Genomic DNA, 17,482 nt, shown 5'->3' with positions numbered 1-17,482 from the left:
CGCTCCTTCGTTTGCCGTTCGCCCTCCTTCCCTCGCTACTTCATCGCGTCCGACGTAATTTCGGGGTGATCGCGCACGAACGACACCAGATTCGGTGCGTACGTTCCGAACGCCGGACAGCTGATTTCGTCGTCGAGATCGGCCAGCGTGTTCTTACAGGTGTAGTGGGTTGGATGGACGAAGTAATCTATCGTTGCCGGTTCGATATCGAGTCCTGGTATTCGCTCCAGAGATCGCTTCAGCAGTCCTTTCGGTATCGGAACCTGGATCGCTCGTCGCTTCGTCGCCCGCGCCATCACCCGCAGCATCTCGTCTACCGTCGGCGGATCCGGGTCACAGAGTTGGTAAACCGTATCGACCGACTCATCGATATCACTCAAGTAGGCTATCGCGTCCACGACGAAATCCCGTGGAACGACGTTGATCTCGTACTGTGTCGGGTCACCGACCCTGGGTGCCATCGCTATCGATGGCTGTTGCAAGATCCACCGAAGGATGTAGTACGGCCCGTCGTACTTCTGTGTCTCTCCGGTCGTGCTATCGCCGACGGTGATCGCCGGACGATAGATGGTCGCTGGCAACCCTTCGGCCATCCGGTCTTGAACCGCGACCTCGGCGAGATACTTCGTCGTCTCGTAGTAGTTGTTGAACTGTTGGCCCTCCACGAGGTGGTCTTCGGTGAAAGTACCGTCGTAGCGCCCACTCACGTAGCAGGTGCTCACGTACTGGAAGCGTTCGAGGTTCGAACAGCCCTCGGCGAAGTTGAGCACGTTTCGCGTCCCCTCGACGTTGACCGCCATCGCGACCTCTCGACTCACGGCGAGGTCGTACACCGCCGCGAGGTGGTACACCTCCACGATGTCCGACTGCAACGACTCCACGCGGGCACCCAGTCCCAGATCGGACTGCGTGATGTCGCCTTCGACGAGTTCTATCTGCCCCGTCACAGAGTGATTTGCTTCTATCTCTGCGGCCCGCTGTTCGGCCAGGTCTCGGTATTTCGGCTGGACGAGACAGGTGACCGACGCCCCTCGACCGACGAGTCGCTCGGTCAGCGCGGAGCCGAGGAACCCTGGAAATCCGGTGAGAAAGACGTTCATCTACCACACCTCCTCGACTCGTTTGTAGCCACGCATCACCGCCGTCATCGCCTTCGCGTACCACTTCGTCGGAACGCTTCGTGGCGGGGCGATAGACGCGACACGCTGTTCGGCGATCGTCTGTGGTTCGGTGTATTTCAGGATTCCCTCCGCCCCGTGGCGACGACCGATACCGGAGTCTTTCATCCCACCCATCGGCGCGTCGACCGACGCCCAGATCGCTGGATAGGGGTCGTTGACGCCGACGGTTCCGCACTCGATTCGTTGGGCAAGTTCACGGCCACGGTCGGTGTCGGTCGTCCAGACACTCGCGTTCAATCCGCGCTCGGAGTCGTTTGCCAACTCGATCGCTTCGTCGGCATCCTCGAACCGATAGACTGCGACGACCGGGCCGAACGTCTCCTCCCGTGCGAGTGTCATCTCTTCCGTGACGTCCGTGAGGATCGTCGATTCGAAGAAGAACGGCCCGATGTCCGGTCGTGCGTTGCCGCCCGCAACGACCGTCGCACCCTTCTCGACCGCATCGTCGACGTGCGATCGTACTTTTTTGAGTTGCGACTCGGACACGAGCGAACCGACCTCGTTCTCGTAGTCCAACGACGGGGCCATCGAAAGCTGCTGTGTTCGCTCCGAAAACCGGCGGCAGAACTCGTCGTACACCCCGTCCTGAACGTACAGCCGCTCGAAGGAGAGGCACAGCTGTCCAGCGTTGGTGAAACACCCCTGTATCGCCCCTTCGACCGCACGATCCAGGTCTGCGTCGTCAAATACGACCATCGGATTCTTGCCGCCGAGTTCGAGCGAGCATTTCACCAGGTTCGCTCCTGCCCGTTCGGCGACTGCGCGTCCGGTTTCTGTGCTCCCGGTGAAACAGATGTAATCCACGCGGTCGATGAGCACAGGGCCGAGTTCGTCGCCTCGACCGGTGACTACCTGGAATACGTCGTCGGGAAGGCCCGCTTCCCTGAGCAATTTGGTTGCGAGCAGCGCGGTGAACGGTGTCTCTTCGGCGGGTTTCAATACCACGGCGTTCCCCGCGAGGAGCGCCGGTATCGAGTCGGAGACGGCGAGCGTCAGCGGATAGTTCCACGGTGCGATGACGCCCACGACGCCGACGGGGTGGTGGTGTTCTTCAGTCTTCGTGAGCAACGGGATGGCTCCCTCTCGACGAGTCGGGTCGAGGTAGTCTTCCGCACGGTTCGCGTAGTAGCGAGCATTGGTCGCCACGTCGAGGACTTCCTCGAACGCATCACGGCGGGCTTTTCCGCTCTCGATTCCCATCACGTCGAGCAGTTCTGCCTGCCGATCCAGCACGAGGTCGTGGAACCGAGAGAGCACTGCCGCCCGGCGGTCGAGCGACCACGAGAACCACTCATCTTGTGCGTCACGGGCGCGCTCGACCGCCGTCACAACGTCGGATTCCGTGCAGTTCGGAACGGCCCCGATTCGCTCGTCACTGAAGGGTGCACGAACCGTGTGCGAATCGCTCCCATCGCCCTCCTCGTTGGTGGTGATGATCGATGAGAGGTCATCGAGTGTATGCGCGTTTACACGTTCTGTCCAGAGGGCCATACAGATGCCAACGCAGTGCTCACGGAAATCATTTAAGCACTGTATACGAAGTAACTGACCAATGACACGGGTGATCCACACGGGCGATACCCACATCGGGTATCGGCAGTATCATTCGCCCGAGCGACGGGACGATTTCCTCTCGGCTTTCGACCGCGTCGTAGACGATGCCATCGAGGACGAGGTCGATGCAGTCGTTCACGCTGGCGATCTGTTTCACGACCGCAGACCGGGACTCGCCGACCTCCACGGAACCATCTCAGTCCTCCGAAAACTCCGACGGGCGGAGATTCCATTTCTCGCTATCGTCGGCAACCACGAGAGCACGCGCGGTGACCAGTGGCTCGACCTCTTCGAAACGCTCGGACTTGCGACGCGACTCGGCTCCGATCCGGTCGTTGTCGGTGACACCGCATTCTACGGCCTCGACCACGTTCCGCTGTCGAAACGGGACGACCTCGAATACGAGTTCGCTTCGCACGAACAGGAACACGCCGCCCTCGTCGCCCACGGACTCTTCCAACCCTTCGAGTTCGGCAACTGGGACGCCGAAGTCGTCCTGACCGAGGCGTCGGTCGATTTCGACGCGATGTTGCTCGGCGACAACCACCAGTACGGCAAAGAACGAGTGGAAGAGACATGGGTCACGTACTGTGGCTCGACCGAGCGCGCGAGCGCCAGCGAGCGCGACGACCGCGGCTATAACATCGTCCAGTTCGAAGGCGAGACAACCATCACCAGGCGAGGCATTCCGACCCGTGACTTTGCATTCATCCCGGTCGAACTCGTAGACGACGAGGGGATCGACCGCGTCCGCGAAGCCATTCGGGAGTACGACCTCGACGACGCGGTGGCACTCATCACGCTCGCTGGCGACGGCGAAGATGTCACCCCTGCCCGCGTCGAGGAGTTCGCGCTGGAGGAAGGCGCACTCGTCGCCCGCGTGAACGACCGCCGGGAGATCGAATCCGAGACAGGTGACCTCTCGGTTTCGTTCGCAGACCCGGACGATGCGGTCAGAGAGCGCGTCCGTGAGATGGGACTCAGCGAGACTGCACACGATCTGGACGAGATCGTCCGCGCGAGCAAAGTCGCGGACTCGAACGTTCGGGCCGCCGTGGAAGAACACGTCGCCGAACGCATCGAAGACGGTGTCACCGCGTTCGAACCGGCCACTGACGAGACGACCTCAGAAGAGAATGATACAGACGACGAATCTATCGTCGAAACGAGGGATGTGAGCGAATCGGAGGCTGAAACCGAACCGGAGTCCGAAATGGAATCGGAGACCGAAGGCACAGATGCTTCCCCGGATTCAGATGGGGTCGATGACCCCGACGAGCAGCATGACCCCGTCGAACAGCAACATTCCGAAAACGACGATGATGGAGAGCCCGCCAGTACCGACGGCCAGATCTCGATGGAGGATTACCTGTGAAATTCGACCGAATCCGTCTTTCGAACTTCAAATGCTACGAGGACGCCGACCTGGAACTCGATGCAGGTGTCACCGTCATCCACGGTCTCAACGGGAGTGGCAAGTCGTCCCTGCTCGAAGCGTGCTTTTTCGCACTGTACGGTGCGCGGGCACTCGACCGGACGCTGGACGATATCGTCACCATCGGAGCGGACGACGCGGAGGTCAACCTCTGGTTCACGCACGCGGGCGGCAACTACCATCTTCATCGTCGGGTTCGTGCGACGGGCGACACTGCCCAGACCGCGAAATGTGTGCTGGAAACGCCTGACGGAAGTATCGACGGTTCTCGTGACGTTCGCGACCACATCGAGAATCTGTTTCGTATGGACGCCGAGGCGTTCGTCAACTGCGCCTACGTCCGTCAGGGAGAAGTGAACAAACTCATCAACGCGACGCCCAGCCAGCGCCAGGACATGATCGACGACCTGTTGCAACTGGGCAAACTCGAGGAGTATCGGGAGCGCGCGAGCGACGCCCGCCTCGGAGTCAAGAGCGTTCTCGACGACCGTCATGGGAGTCTTTCCGAACTCGAATCGCAGATCGAAGTGAAGGAGGAAAAGAACCTTCACAGGCTGCTGAACGACCTCGAATCGAAGCGCAACGAGCTGGAATCGGAGATAGAGCGTTTCGAGGAGAACCGCGACAAAGCACGACAGACGCTCGAAGACGCACGGGAGATCCTCGAAACGTACGAAGAGAAGCGTGAGGAATTAGCGTCGATCGGGGAAGACATCGAGGAACTCCAGACCGAGATCACCGAGACGGAGCAGGAACACGAGCAACTTCGAAATCGAGCGACGGAGATCAGAGAACGTCTCTCGGAACTGGAATCGAACGTCGAGACTGTGCTGGCCGAAACCGAACTCGACGCAGCCACCGAAGAGGCACTCGGTGCTCGACTCGACGAACTCGAAACCGAGGACGAGCGGATCTCCGAGGGGTTAGAAGACGCTCGCATGAAAGCGCAGATGTTCGACAATCAGGCGTCGAATCTCTCCGAGCGAGCAGACGAACTCGAATCGCGTGCGAATGAGAAACGAGAGCGAGCCGACCAAATCGACAGTGAAGTCGAAAACGCGACCGACGATCTCGAAGACCGCCGCGAGAAATTGACCGAACTCAACGCCGAGATCGAGTCCCATCGCGAGGTGTTCACCGACGCGCCGGTCGAGTTCGGTGACGCGAACGACCATCTCGAATCGCTTCGATCCGATCTGGCGGAGTGCCGTGAGAACGAGACGGAATCCCGAGCGAAACTCCGAACTGCGAAAGAACAGGTCGAGGAAGCCGAGGAACTACTCGATGCGGGTAGATGTCCGGAGTGTGGCCAACCTGTCGAGGAGTCACCCCACGTCGATACGATAGACGAAGACCGCGAGCGAGTGGCCGAGTTGGAATCGAAGGTCGAAGCGTTCCGCGAAGAGCGGAAACAGCTGGAAACGCGGATCGAGAACGCCGAATCGCTCGTGACGGCAGAGAATCGCGTGAGTGAACTCCGGAACAACCGAAAGAACGTCGAGCAGTTGGTCGCAGACCGTGAGAAAGCGGTCGAAGAGAAGCGCGAACAGGCAAAATCGCTCCGCGAGGAAGCCGACGAACTCGAATCCGATGCGACGGAACGACGAGGGGATGCAGAGGAACTGCGCTCGAAGGCCGAGACGCACCGAGAAACCGTCGAGAATCTCCAAGCCGAGCAGCAATCGATAGCAGAGAGTCGAGAGAAGATCGAGCGAATCCAATCGCTTCGGGACGACGTCGCGGAGGCTGAAGACGAACTCGACCGGCTCGCCGATAAGCGAGACCACCTCGAAGCACTGAACGACCAGCGGCGCGACCGTCTCGTGGAGAAACGGTCGCGGCGCAACGACCTTCGTGAAGCATACGACGAATCGCGTGTCGAAGCGGCACGTGAAGACGAAGAGCGGGCGACCGACTACCTCGAACGAGTCGAAGAAGAACTGTCCAAACTCCGGGAACGACGAGACGACCTCATCAACCGAATCGGTGGCGTCCGGGGAGAGATAGAGGAACTGGAGGAACTGCGCGATCGCCGCGACGAGATCCAATCACGCGTCGAAGCCCTCGATTCGTTATACGACGAAGCCGCCGACTTGCAGGCGATGTACGGTGACCTCAGAGCAGAGCTTCGTCAGCGGAACGTCGAGAGTCTGGAGCGGATGTTGAACGAAGTATTCGAACTCGTCTACCAGAACGACTCGTACTCGCGCATCTCACTGGATGGTGAGTACCGACTGACCGTCTTCCAGAAAGACGGCGAACCACTCGATCCCGAACAGCTATCCGGCGGCGAGCGGGCGCTGTTCAACCTCAGTCTTCGCTGTGCTATCTACCGCCTCCTCTCTGAAGGTATCGAAGGAAGTGCACCCATGCCGCCACTGATACTCGACGAACCGACCGTGTTCCTCGATTCGGGACACGTCTCGCAGTTGGTCGAGCTGGTACAGTCGATGCGCGAGTTGGGTGTCGAACAGATCGTCGTCGTCAGTCACGACGACGAACTCGTCGGGGCCGCAGACGACCTCGTGCGGGTCGAAAAGGACTCGACGACGAACCGGTCGCACGTCGACCACAGAGATTCACTGCTCGAAGTCGCGGAGTAAGGATTCTAGCCCCTCTTCAGCAGTGTCCGTCAGGTCGTACCCTCGTTCACCCACGACGCGACACTCCTCGATGAGTCCGGCAGCACGGAACTCTGCGAGCAGTCCGTGGAGGTCGCTTTCACAGAGGTCGTAGGCTGAAAGGAGTTCTCGGACGGAGAGAGGCCCTCGGTCGAAGAGTTCGACCAGCAATCCCAGTGCGCGTTCGTTCGGGACTGCGGTGAGGATTCGACGGGTGGCTGGCGGAATGCGACGAGCGGCGGTTTCCAGTGGCGATTCGCCCTCGACCGACTGAAGTCGCTCGTTGTCGAGGTACGTCTCTTCTCCTGTTTCGGGATGGCGGACGAGACTCGACTCACCGGATTGCTTGACGAGCAGATAGAGTCGTCCCGACTCGTCGCGCACGGTTCGCATAGGTCGGGGTAGCGTCGGAGTGCGGTTAGTCCTTCTGGATGGCACGGTATCGCCGATAGCCACGAACGAACGCCGCCAGTCCCACGACGACGAGTCCACCGCCAAAATACCACCGTTGTTCGAATCCGACGAGCATGAGTCCGAGACTGAGTGCGAACAGGGCGATATTGAAGAGCAAGACCTGCACCCAGAACTCCTTCTGTAGCTCCGGGTCTGCGTCAACCTGGCTGTAATCGCGTACCTTCGGCGTGTCGAACTTGAGATTCTCGGACGGGTCGTTTACCTTCGGTACGAGATCAGCTTCTGGGGCATCACCCGGGTCTTCTGACCCTTCGTCGTCGTGGCCGAATCTGTCGAACACCGAGTTAAAAAACCGTACGGGAAGTGAAAAGCGTTCGGAGTTATTTCTGCATCGATTCAGACATGTTTCTCTAGCGTGACCGTGCTGGATGCTTTGACCCACCCGAGCGGATTCTCAGCGTCGTAGAATACCACCCCGTCGTCCGTCTCGTAGGCCTCTATCGAACCCATCGGCTCGTCGGGAGCCGGAAGTCCGGTTTCTGCGCGGTCCAGCTTACTGTCTTCGGTGGCACGGTCAGACATTGACTTGACCTCGGTCTGTGCTATGCGTTAACACATTAAATCTCTTTCCATTCCGGCGACTGGCACAAACGGGAGGGTTTTTACCGGGAAGCACCAAAAACAACCGACATGACTCAATCTGGGCTTGGTGACTTCGCGGGCGGGGACGAGCGTCCCGCGGCAGAAGCCCACGCCGTTGCAGGAAACGACGACACGGCAGCGCACGTCGTGGATGCCGACACCGACTGGCTCCCGGATTCACGAGGGGAGATCGAACTGGCGGTGACACAGGTCGATTACACCGTCGACGGATACGGCGACGACGAAGAACCGATGATCCACGTCTTCGGACGGACGCCGGACGACGACCTCGAACACGTTCGCGTCGTCGGATTTCGGCCGTACTTCTACGCACCAACCGACACGCTGGACGACGAGAAACTGAACGACGACCGCATCACCGGTACGGAAGACGGTTACGAGAGTATCCGCGGTGAAAAGCTGACGAAGATATACGGCAAGACACCGCGCGACGTGGGGAACATCCGCGACCAGTTCGACCATTACGAGGCGGACATCCTCTTTCCCAATCGCTTCCTCATCGACAAGGACATCAAAAGCGGTATCCGCATCCCGGAACGCCGTGGTGAGGATGACGGCATCGTCGTTCACGAACAGGAGGTCGAAGCGGCGGACGTGCAAGCGAGCCTTCGCGTCCATACCTTCGACATCGAGGTCGACGACCGCTCCGGATTCCCCGAGGATGGCGAAGAACCCATCATCTGTCTCACGAGCCACGACTCCTACGACGACGAGTACATCGCGTGGCTGTTCGACGCTCCGGAGGGCGACACGGGTGTCGAATCACCGGACGACCTGCCGAACTACGAACCACTCCGCGACGATTCCGATATCGAGGTTCGAACCTTCGCGGAAGAGGAAGGGATGTTGGCGGCGTTTCTCGACTACATCGAAGAAACCGACCCCGACGTCCTCACGGGGTGGAACTTCGACGACTTCGACGCACCGTACTTTTTGGACCGCCTCGAACGACTGGACGGGCAACACCACGACTACGACCTCGATTATGAACGACTCTCGCGCGTGAACGAAGTCTGGCGGAGCGACTGGGGTGGCCCGACGGTGAAAGGACGAGTCGTCTTCGACCTGCTGTACGCATACAAGCGAACGCAGTTCACCGAACTCGACTCCTATCGGCTGGACGCTGTCGGTGAGACGGAACTCGGCGTCGGCAAGGAACGCTACGCTGGCGACATCGGTGACCTCTGGGAGCAAGACCCCACGCGCCTGCTGGAGTACAACGTTCGGGACGTGGAACTCTGTGTCGAACTCGACCGAAAACAGAACATCGTCGCCTTCTGGCAGGAGGTCGCGTCGTTCGTCGGCTGTAAACTCGAGGACGCGACGACGCCCGGCGACGCGGTAGACGTGTACGTCCTGCACAAAGCGCACGGCCAGTTCGCGCTCCCCTCGAAGGGGCAGTTCGAAGCCGAGGATTACGAAGGTGGCGCGGTGTTCGACCCCATCACGGGTGTCAAAGAGAACGTCACCGTGCTCGACCTGAAATCGTTGTATCCGATGTGTATGGTGACGCTCAATCTGTCGCCGGAGACCTCGGTAGACCCCGAGAAGTACGATGGCGACACCTACGTCGCCCCCAACGGGAGCCACTTCCGGAAGGAACCCGACGGTATCGTCCGGGAGATTATCAACGAGACGCTTTCCGAGCGCGAGGAGAAGAAATCGCTTCGAAACGACCACGATCCCGACAGTGCGGAGTACGAGATCTTCGACCGCCAGCAACAGGCGGTGAAGGTCATCATGAACTCCCTGTACGGCGTGCTGGGATGGGAGCGATTCCGCCTCTACGACAAGGAGATGGGGGCGGCAATCACCGCGACCGGTCGGGAGGTCATCGAGTTCACCGAAACCGCTGCGAACGAGATCGATTACAGCGTGGCGTACGGCGACACCGACTCAGTCATGCTCGAACTCGGCGGAGATATCGAAAGATCGGAGGCCATCGAACAATCCTTCGAGATCGAGGAGCACATCAACGCTCGGTACGAGGAGTTCGCACGCGAAGAACTCAATGCGGAGGAACACCGCTTCCAGATCGAGTTCGAGAAACTCTACCGCCGGTTCTTCCAGGCGGGCAAGAAGAAACGATACGCTGGCTACATCGTCTGGAAGGAAGGTAAGGACGTAGACGACATCGACATCACCGGCTTCGAGTACAAACGGTCGGACATCGCACCCATTACGAAGGAGGTTCAGCGGCAGGTCATCGAGATGATCGTGACGGGAGAGGATCTCGACGACGTGGAAACCTACGTCCACGACGTCATCGAGGACTTCCGAGAGGGGAACGTCGATCTGAACGAAGTCGCCATCCCCGGCGGCATCGGAAAGCGACTCGACGACTACGACACGGACACGGCACAGGTTCGGGGTGCGAAGTACGCGAATCTGCTCCTGGGAACGAACTTCCAGCGTGGGAGCAAACCGAAACGACTCTATCTGAAGAAGGTCCATCCATCGTTCTTCGAGCGAATGGAGGACGAAGAAGGGTTGGACGCTCGAGCTGATACCCTGTACGGGGAGTTCAAGCGCGAGCAAGACGTGATCTGTTTCGAGTACGCAGACCAGGTTCCCGACGAATTCGAGGTGGACTGGGACAAGATGCTCGACAAGACGCTCAAAGGTCCCATCGCGCGCGTACTCGAAGCACTCGACATCTCCTGGGAAGAGGTGAAGACGGGACAACAGCAGACCGGTTTGAGTAGCTTCATGTAAGAGCACCTCGAATTGTCGGGAGATCATAAGTAATCCACTGTTTTTCCATTCTGTGAAAAGAAATTTTTCTTTCCGAAAACCGATTCCATACGAATGCGAAACGGTTATGGGACAACCTGCCCTTGCTCCAAACGACTTAGGTGAACCTAACAATGGCAACGCTCGAACTAAAAAATGTCCACGCAGAGGTCGTGGAAGAAGGTGAAAAGATCCTCAAGGGCGTCGATCTCGAGGTCAGCTCCGGCGAGATCCACGCGCTGATGGGACCGAACGGCAGCGGAAAATCGACGACATCGAAGATCGTCGCGGGCCACCCCGCGTACGAAGTCATCGAGGGTGAGGTACTCCTTCACCTCGAAGAGGGTGAGTTCGGTGACGTAGAGATTCCGGAAGATATGCGAACGTGGAATCTCCTCGAACTGGAGCCGAACGAGCGCGCGGCGCTCGGTGTCTTCCTCGGCTTCCAGTATCCTGCCGAGATCGAAGGCGTCACGATGTCTAACTTCCTGCGTACCGCACTCAACGCAAAACTCGAAGAACGCGAGGATCTCTTTGAGGGTGACGACGGAGACGACGAAGAGGAAGAGGCTGGCTACGACACCAGTCCGATGGAAGGACCTGCCGACGACGGCGAGGTCAGTGTCGCGGAGTTCCAGCAGCTCCTCAAAGAGAAGATGGATCTGCTCGACATGGACGAGAAGTTCGCCTACCGCTATCTGAACGCGGGCTTCTCGGGCGGAGAGAAAAAGCAAAACGAGGTGCTGCAAGCCGCCATCCTCGAACCGTCCATCGCCGTGCTCGACGAGATCGACTCCGGACTGGACATCGACCGCCTACAGGACGTATCGAACGGAATCAACGCACTACGCGACGAGCAGGGTACTGGCATCCTCCAGATCACCCACTACCAGCGTATCCTCGACTACGTGGAACCCGACACGGTTCACATCATGCTCGATGGCGAAATCGCCATGGAAGGCGGGGCGGAACTCGCCGAGAAACTCGAAGACAAGGGGTACGACTGGGTTCGCGACGAAGTCTACCAGACCGCATAAGGTGATACTATGAGTTCAGAACAGGACCACTTGAAAGAGACAGATACCGAAGAACGGTTCGAGTTCAAGAAAGAACAGCGGGCCGCCGTCAAGTCCGACAAGGGGCTGACCGAAGAGGTCGTTCGCCTCATCAGCGAGGACAAGGACGAACCTGAGTGGATGCTCCAGCGCCGCCTCCGCGCACTGGAACACTACCAGAACATGCCCCTGCCGACGGACTGGCCCGGCCAGCCCGACCTCACGGAACTCGACGTCGAAGAGATCGTCCCGTACATCCGCCCCGACGTGGAAACGCGCGGCGGCGCAGACAGCTGGGACGACCTGCCTGACGACATCAAGGACACGTTCGACAAACTCGGCATCCCCGAAGCAGAGCGCAACGCGCTCTCGGGCGTCGGTGCCCAGTACGAGTCCGAGGTCGTCTACCAAAACATGCAGGAGCAGTGGGAGGAGAAAGGCGTCGTCTTCATGAACATGGACCAGGCGGTCCAGGAGCACGAAGACCTCGTCAAGGAGTACTTCATGACGAAGTGCGTTCCGCCGAGCGACAACAAGTTCGCGGCGCTCCACGGAGCAGTCTGGTCGGGCGGGTCGTTCGTCTACGTCCCGGAAGGCGTCACCGTCGAGATGCCCGTACAGGCGTACTTCCGCATGAACTCCGAGGGGATGGGTCAGTTCGAACACACGCTCATCATCGCGGAAGAGGGAAGCGAAGTCCACTACATCGAGGGCTGTTCCGCACCCAAATACTCCGCGTTCAACCTCCACTCCGGCGGTGTCGAGGTGTTCGTCGGTGAGGACGCTCACGTCCAGTACTCGACCGTGCAGAACTGGTCGAAGAACACCTACAACCTGAACACCAAGCGCGCCATCGTCGAAGCCGGCGGGCGCATGGAGTGGGTGTCGGGGAGTATGGGCTCGAAGGCCACGATGCTCTACCCGTGTTCCATCCTGAAGGGTCGCGGAGCCTCCGCGAACCAGATCTCCATCGCATTCGCTGGCAAGGGTCAGAACATCGACACCGGCGCGAAGGTGTACCACAACGCCCCGAAGACCAACTCCACCATCGAATCGAAGTCCATCAGCAAGGACGGTGGCCGCACGAACTACCGCGGTCTCGTCCACATCAGCGATGGCGCGGTCGATTCGTCCACGTCGGTCGAGTGTGACGCGCTGATGTTCGACAACGAATCCACGTCGGACACCATGCCGTACATGGAGATCAACGAAGACCGCGTGGACGTCGCCCACGAAGCGACCGTCGGAAAGATCGGCGACGAGGACGTGTTCTACCTCCAGAGTCGCGGTCTGGACGACGACGACGCGAAGCAGATGATCGTGAGCGGGTTCATCGAACCCATCACGGAAGAGTTGCCCATCGAGTACGCAGTCGAACTCAACCGTCTCATCGAACTCGAGATGGAGGGGAGCCTCGGATGAGCACGCAGGTACACAGCACACTTTCGGAGAAAACCGTTCGCGAGATTTCGAGCGACCTCGGCGAACCCGAATGGCTGCTCGAAACGCGCCTCGAAGCACTGGCCGCGTTGGACGACCTCGACATGCCGCAGGTCATCCGGACGCCGGGACGCGACTGGACGAACCTCGACGCACTCGACTACGAGAGCTTCATCGACCCGCTCGAAGCCGACGAGGAGAAAGAGCGCGTCGAACCCGAAGGCGTTCACGTCCTGCCGCTGGCGGACGCGCTGGACGAACACGGCGACATCGTCGAAGAGCACTTCGGCTCGGTCATCGATCCGCAGGAGAACTACCTCACCGCGCTCTCGACGGCGCTCTTCACGTCCGGGACGCTTATCTACGTCCCGGAAGGCGTCGCTGCCGAGGACGTGACCATCCGGACGACGATGAAGAGCCAGTCACTGTTCAACTACACGCTCGTCGTCACCGAGGAGTCGAGTTCAGTGACGATTCAAGAGCGACAGGACAGTGAGCCGCTATCGGGCGAACGCTACTACAGCGGACTGGTCGAGATCGCAACCGGCGAGAATAGCCACGTCCAGTACGGTTCCCTGCAGGACCTGGACGAGGAGACGTACAACTACACGCTGAAGCGCGGAAGCGCCAACGACCACGCCACAGTCAACTGGGTCGAGGGCAACCTCGGTTCGCGCCTCACGAAATCTTCCGTCGAGACCACCCTCGACGGTGAAGGCTCGGAGACGAAGACTGTCGGCGCGTTCTTCGGCCACAACGACCAGCACTTCGACGTGGCGGCCCGCGTCTGGCACAATGCCGAGCACACGACGGCAGACCTCGTGACGCGTGGCGTGCTGGACAACGAAGCACGCTCCGTCTACGAAGGCGTTCAGGACGTTGGCAGGGACGCGTGGGATACCAACTCCTACCAGCGTGAGAACACGCTGATGCTCTCGGATGGCAGCGAAGCGGACGCCTCCCCGAAGCTCATCATCAACAACCACGACACGGAAGCGAGTCACTCCGCGACGGTCGGACAGATCGACAAAGAAGATCTGTTCTACATGACTTCGCGTGGTGTCGGCGACCAGCAGGCCAAGAACATGCTCGTGGAAGGGTTCTTCGTCCCCGTCCTGGAAGAGGTCGAAGTCGAAGAACTCCGTGACGACCTCGATTCGAAGATCGTCGAACGTCTCCACCACTGAGCACGCGTCACCGATCGCGGTTCGATTTTCTCTCTCGTATTCTGACCTTTCTTTTCACATCTCGGTCGTCTCGTTTGCGTTCTTTCTTCATACGAAACTGCAGTAGGGACTGTTAAGTTTCCCCGTCTCTACTCCCCACGCATGAGTGTGGGTCAGCGCGTCTCGTCAGACCGCCAGCTAGCGCGCCTGCTTCAGATCGGCGTCGTGCTGGAAGAGGTCGTCGAGGCACGGGCTGCGCGCCACTTCGAGTCGCTTCCGACCGAAGAGCGGAACGAACTTCACGAAGACGTGCGCGAGATGCTTACAGAAGCACGTGTAGAGTCAGCAGAACACCGAGAACGTCTCGAATCGCTCATCGACGAACTCGATGCCGAGACGATACCGTTCGAAGAGATCGAGACGCTGGTCGCAGAGCAGTACGCCCAGACCGGTCCCGAGGATTTCGATGGAATCCTCTACGACCAACTCCACGGTGAGGAGACGGCGTACAAGTTCTACGACGACCTCATCGAGGCAATCGAGGGGAGTGACGCGACGTTCGATCTCGACCGAGATCGACTGGTCGAAACACTGACCTCGATCCGGGAAGACGAGGCGAAGGGTGTCGAAGAAGTTGCAAAACTGATGGAGGCTGGAGAATGAACACCGCAGACCAATATCTGAAGACGATCTTCCTCGTTCAGCATATCGAAGACGGGCCAGCAGCGACCGGCGCGCTTGCAGATCGACTCGGTATCAGTCCTGCCAGCGTCAACGAGATGGTCGGTAAACTCCAGGAGCGCGGGTTGGTCGACCACGAGAAATATCGTGGTGCCACCCTGACCGACGAGGGGGAGACACGCGCCCGCGATGCCCTGCAGACCTACTGCATCCTCGAACGCTTCCTCGCTAACGTTCTCGAAGTCGAGGAGTTCCGCGCCGAGGCGAAGGCGCTCGAAAGCGTCATCGACGAGACGGTCGCCGAGCGACTGGACACCATCATCGACCGCAAACCCCAGTGTCCCGACTGTTTCGACGCCGAGACGGACATGTGTGCGTATCTTGCCGAGCAGGGCGAAGCGGACTGATTCACTTTCCTCATCGACCTCTCTTCCGGGATGACAACACGAAAAGCAACACACTTGTACGAGGAAGGGCTACCCGGAGATGCAATCGTAGTCCCGTGATGTCTCGTCGAACGAGTACACGGAGCGAGTGCAGTCCCGTGGTGGTGAGCAGTTCTGAAAGAACTGCGAGGTACACGGGGCGAGCGAATTAAAAGAGCGAAGTCCCGTGGTGTAGCGGCCAATCATAATGGCCTTTGGAGCCATTGACGGCGGTTCGAATCCGCCCGGGACTACTGTAATTTACTGAAGAAATATCGATCCTAAACGAGCGACACGTACTCGCTCGCACGGTGTCGTCGAAACGAATTACGTCCTGGCCGTCTCGACAACCGAAAGCATTTCATCGACCACCAGTTCGAGCACGTCTCCATCGAGTTCGACGGAGAGCCGAACACGAAGCGGCTGCTCCGATTCCACGACGACGTGATCACTCGCGAGCCACTCCAACGACCACGTCGGCACGTCTCGGAGGTCGATACCGTGCTCCCAATGGAACGCGACGACTGCAGGATGGTCGAGCAGTGCCGAACCGAACGACGCGGTGACGACCTCGGGACATCGTTGGCAGCGGTAGGCGACGGTGGGGATGTCGTCCGCTCCGAGATCGAGTTCCGGCGTCGGCTCGATCAGTAGGTCGGGGCTCATTCGTCCGTTGCAACTGACGCAGATGCCCAGTCGAGCGTAGTTCACGATCCCTTGCATGTACCGGTCGAATCGGCGCGGGAGTTCGGAAGGTTCGGAGCCTTCGAGCGCGCCCGGTGGGATGCTCGCAGCTTCGAACATCTCGTCGCAGTCCTCGCAGGCGACACGCATGCGTTCGTCTTCGTAGGTTGCGAGGACGGTGCCGCCGCATTCGGGACAGGGCTGGTCGAACGCGGCGGGGTCGGTGTTGCCTGACTCGGTGTAGGTGCCTGAGAGGATCGCGCCGATGACCTGCCAGCCAGCGAGCCGGAGCTGGTAGCCGTCGTCGGTCTTCCGGACGAACTGGCCGACGAGTTTGCCGAGGTGATAGTTGAACTGCCCGGAGTCGCGTATCCCGACCTGGTCCCGGAGCTGAGAGAACGTCATCGGTTCGTAGGCGTTCTCGAAAAGCGCCCTGAGAATGGCGATTCGAGTTTCGTCACCCAACAACGCGAACGCCTCGTCGGGTGAGAGCGAATCGTGAGTCATGCGACCTGTACGTCGATGCTCGATTTAACTGTGTAGTGTCCGGCCTTGATTCGAGTGACGACATCACTGAGACCGATGCGGGAACGACGGGTTACTGGGACGATACCGGAACACCGGGTCACTGATAGCGATACCGGAGCAGTGAGTCACTGAGAGCGATACCGGAACAGTGGGTCACTGAGAGCTATACTGGATAGTTCCGTTCCACTTTCCGTACAGATCGTCGGTCTGCTTGTCCTTATCGAGGAGGAGTACCTCGACTTGCAGCGTTCCGGAGTCGAACTGATCGAGGGCGGCTTTGCTGATCTCGATGCTGTGTGTCCCTTTGTCGTGCTGGAATCGGACGCCTGCGCGCGCGACTCGTTCTCCGTTGATTCGCACGAGGAAGTATGGGTCACCGTCAACCAGTGGTTCGGGGTCGACACCCGGCATACTGGTGTTTGCGACGACTTCGACGTTGAAGTTGGAGTAGCCGGATCCGTTCTTCGAGTCGACCTTGTCGACGAACGTCACGCTCTTGATCCGGCCCGGTTCACGCTTGTCGTCGATCGGCTTGTTCGGGGCCTTCGGTGGTGACCACGATTCTGCCGTCGTGGTACCTGTCGTCGTGGTCGTGCTGGTCGTCGCACTGGTCGACGAAGTGGTCGTAGTCGTGGTTGTCGTCGAGGAGCTTGTCGATGTGACTTCGCTGGTCGTCGATTCCATCGTCGTCGTCGATTCGTTCGACCCGCCGATTCCGCTACAACCAGCGAGGACGACGGCGAGAACGACTACGAGCACTGTTGACCGATGGAAGTTCATGCGTAGTAGAGTAATACAGATGACCCATAAATATCCTTTTGCCGGATTTCAATCATTCATTTCCTAATATCGACATCGTGAGTGTCGAGAGTAACGAGCGCCAACCCGCCGACAGACCGTTA

The 17,482-nt window shown here is 59.3% G+C and carries 15 protein-coding genes and 1 tRNA gene; 9 read left to right on the top strand and 7 right to left on the bottom strand.

Annotation, left to right across the window (positions count from 1 at the left end; genetic code table 11):
- Positions 1–35: 35 nt before the first annotated feature.
- Entirely contained in the window at positions 36–1,100 is a 1,065-nt protein-coding gene (locus ACR3FE_RS01990) for an SDR family oxidoreductase (RefSeq protein ID WP_458205008.1), read from the bottom strand.
- Positions 1,101–2,672: a succinic semialdehyde dehydrogenase gene (locus ACR3FE_RS01985; RefSeq protein ID WP_458205006.1), complete on the bottom strand. Its 1,572-nt coding sequence runs from the start codon at positions 2,670–2,672 to the stop codon at positions 1,101–1,103.
- Positions 2,673–2,733: 61 nt separating this feature from the next.
- On the opposite strand from ACR3FE_RS01985, the gene mre11 reads away from it, so the two are divergent.
- Positions 2,734–4,110 (top strand): DNA double-strand break repair protein Mre11, encoded by a 1,377-nt coding sequence (gene mre11 / locus ACR3FE_RS01980; protein ID WP_458205004.1) that lies wholly within the window; start codon positions 2,734–2,736, stop codon positions 4,108–4,110.
- Positions 4,107–6,773 (top strand): DNA double-strand break repair ATPase Rad50, encoded by a 2,667-nt coding sequence (gene rad50 / locus ACR3FE_RS01975; protein ID WP_458205002.1) that lies wholly within the window; start codon positions 4,107–4,109, stop codon positions 6,771–6,773. Before mre11 ends, rad50 begins: the two co-directional genes overlap by 4 nt.
- On the opposite strand, the gene ACR3FE_RS01970 is transcribed toward rad50, so the two are convergent.
- Genes ACR3FE_RS01970 through ACR3FE_RS01960 form a run of 3 tightly spaced genes read right to left on the bottom strand, consistent with a single transcriptional unit; the run spans position 6,750 to position 7,787 of the window.
- Positions 6,750–7,184 carry a DUF7346 family protein gene (locus ACR3FE_RS01970; RefSeq protein ID WP_458205001.1) on the bottom strand — a complete coding sequence of 145 codons (435 nt, stop codon included), beginning with the start codon at positions 7,182–7,184 and terminating at the stop codon, positions 6,750–6,752. The two genes, rad50 and ACR3FE_RS01970, sit on opposite strands and share 24 nt — an antisense overlap.
- Before the next feature lie 25 nt (positions 7,185–7,209).
- Complete coding sequence (locus ACR3FE_RS01965) at positions 7,210–7,545, bottom strand: DUF7322 domain-containing protein (protein ID WP_458205000.1); 336 nt, start codon at positions 7,543–7,545, stop codon at positions 7,210–7,212.
- A gap of 56 nt (positions 7,546–7,601) precedes the next feature.
- The gene (locus ACR3FE_RS01960) at positions 7,602–7,787 is read right to left on the bottom strand and encodes a DUF7331 family protein (RefSeq protein ID WP_458204999.1); all 186 of its coding nucleotides are present in this window, start codon (positions 7,785–7,787) and stop codon (positions 7,602–7,604) included.
- A 108-nt stretch (positions 7,788–7,895) separates the two neighbouring features.
- Between ACR3FE_RS01960 and ACR3FE_RS01955 the strand changes: the two genes are divergently transcribed.
- The 7 genes from ACR3FE_RS01955 (at position 7,896) to ACR3FE_RS01925 (ending at position 15,622) form a co-directional block, all read left to right on the top strand.
- Positions 7,896–10,583, top strand: a complete 2,688-nt coding sequence (locus tag ACR3FE_RS01955) for a DNA-directed DNA polymerase (protein ID WP_458204997.1) — start codon at positions 7,896–7,898, stop codon at positions 10,581–10,583.
- Between the two features lie 152 nt (positions 10,584–10,735).
- Entirely contained in the window at positions 10,736–11,638 is a 903-nt protein-coding gene (locus ACR3FE_RS01950; protein ID WP_458204995.1) for an ABC transporter ATP-binding protein, read from the top strand.
- A 9-nt stretch (positions 11,639–11,647) separates the two neighbouring features.
- Positions 11,648–13,078 (top strand): Fe-S cluster assembly protein SufB, encoded by a 1,431-nt coding sequence (gene sufB / locus ACR3FE_RS01945; RefSeq protein ID WP_458204993.1) that lies wholly within the window; start codon positions 11,648–11,650, stop codon positions 13,076–13,078.
- Positions 13,075–14,283, top strand: coding sequence for a Fe-S cluster assembly protein SufD (sufD, locus tag ACR3FE_RS01940; protein ID WP_458204992.1), 1,209 nt, complete (start codon positions 13,075–13,077; stop codon positions 14,281–14,283). Before sufB ends, sufD begins: the two co-directional genes overlap by 4 nt.
- 141 nt (positions 14,284–14,424) lie before the next feature.
- Positions 14,425–14,925 carry a ferritin family protein gene (locus ACR3FE_RS01935; RefSeq protein ID WP_458204990.1) on the top strand — a complete coding sequence of 167 codons (501 nt, stop codon included), beginning with the start codon at positions 14,425–14,427 and terminating at the stop codon, positions 14,923–14,925.
- The gene (locus ACR3FE_RS01930) at positions 14,922–15,350 is read left to right on the top strand and encodes a metal-dependent transcriptional regulator (RefSeq protein WP_458204988.1); all 429 of its coding nucleotides are present in this window, start codon (positions 14,922–14,924) and stop codon (positions 15,348–15,350) included. The genes ACR3FE_RS01935 and ACR3FE_RS01930 overlap by 4 nt, the downstream gene beginning before the upstream one ends.
- A gap of 199 nt (positions 15,351–15,549) precedes the next feature.
- Positions 15,550–15,622, top strand: a tRNA-Gln gene (locus ACR3FE_RS01925).
- A 73-nt stretch (positions 15,623–15,695) separates the two neighbouring features.
- Here ACR3FE_RS01925 and ACR3FE_RS01920 read toward each other — a convergent pair.
- Both ACR3FE_RS01920 and ACR3FE_RS01915 read right to left on the bottom strand, forming a co-directional pair.
- Positions 15,696–16,559: a winged helix-turn-helix domain-containing protein gene (locus ACR3FE_RS01920; protein WP_458204986.1), complete on the bottom strand. Its 864-nt coding sequence runs from the start codon at positions 16,557–16,559 to the stop codon at positions 15,696–15,698.
- A 174-nt stretch (positions 16,560–16,733) separates the two neighbouring features.
- On the bottom strand, positions 16,734–17,360 hold the full coding sequence (locus tag ACR3FE_RS01915) for a hypothetical protein (RefSeq protein ID WP_458204984.1): 627 nt from the start codon (positions 17,358–17,360) through the stop codon (positions 16,734–16,736).
- Positions 17,361–17,482 lie beyond the last annotated feature (122 nt).

It is taken from the genome of Haladaptatus rarus (genome assembly GCF_054177585.1).
This window is presented reverse-complemented; position numbering and strand designations above follow the sequence as displayed.

Coding starts and splice junctions, on each gene's coding strand:
- ACR3FE_RS01915 (WP_458204984.1), bottom strand. CDS start 17,360: ATGAACTTCCATCGGTCAACAGTGCTCGTAGTCGTTCTCGCCGTCGTC.
- sufD (WP_458204992.1), top strand. CDS start 13,075: ATGAGCACGCAGGTACACAGCACACTTTCGGAGAAAACCGTTCGCGAG.
- sufB (WP_458204993.1), top strand. CDS start 11,648: ATGAGTTCAGAACAGGACCACTTGAAAGAGACAGATACCGAAGAACGG.
- ACR3FE_RS01990 (WP_458205008.1), bottom strand. CDS start 1,100: ATGAACGTCTTTCTCACCGGATTTCCAGGGTTCCTCGGCTCCGCGCTG.
- ACR3FE_RS01960 (WP_458204999.1), bottom strand. CDS start 7,787: ATGTCTGACCGTGCCACCGAAGACAGTAAGCTGGACCGCGCAGAAACC.
- ACR3FE_RS01985 (WP_458205006.1), bottom strand. CDS start 2,672: ATGGCCCTCTGGACAGAACGTGTAAACGCGCATACACTCGATGACCTC.
- ACR3FE_RS01930 (WP_458204988.1), top strand. CDS start 14,922: ATGAACACCGCAGACCAATATCTGAAGACGATCTTCCTCGTTCAGCAT.
- ACR3FE_RS01935 (WP_458204990.1), top strand. CDS start 14,425: ATGAGTGTGGGTCAGCGCGTCTCGTCAGACCGCCAGCTAGCGCGCCTG.
- ACR3FE_RS01950 (WP_458204995.1), top strand. CDS start 10,736: ATGGCAACGCTCGAACTAAAAAATGTCCACGCAGAGGTCGTGGAAGAA.
- mre11 (WP_458205004.1), top strand. CDS start 2,734: ATGACACGGGTGATCCACACGGGCGATACCCACATCGGGTATCGGCAG.
- ACR3FE_RS01970 (WP_458205001.1), bottom strand. CDS start 7,184: ATGCGAACCGTGCGCGACGAGTCGGGACGACTCTATCTGCTCGTCAAG.
- ACR3FE_RS01920 (WP_458204986.1), bottom strand. CDS start 16,559: ATGACTCACGATTCGCTCTCACCCGACGAGGCGTTCGCGTTGTTGGGT.
- ACR3FE_RS01955 (WP_458204997.1), top strand. CDS start 7,896: ATGACTCAATCTGGGCTTGGTGACTTCGCGGGCGGGGACGAGCGTCCC.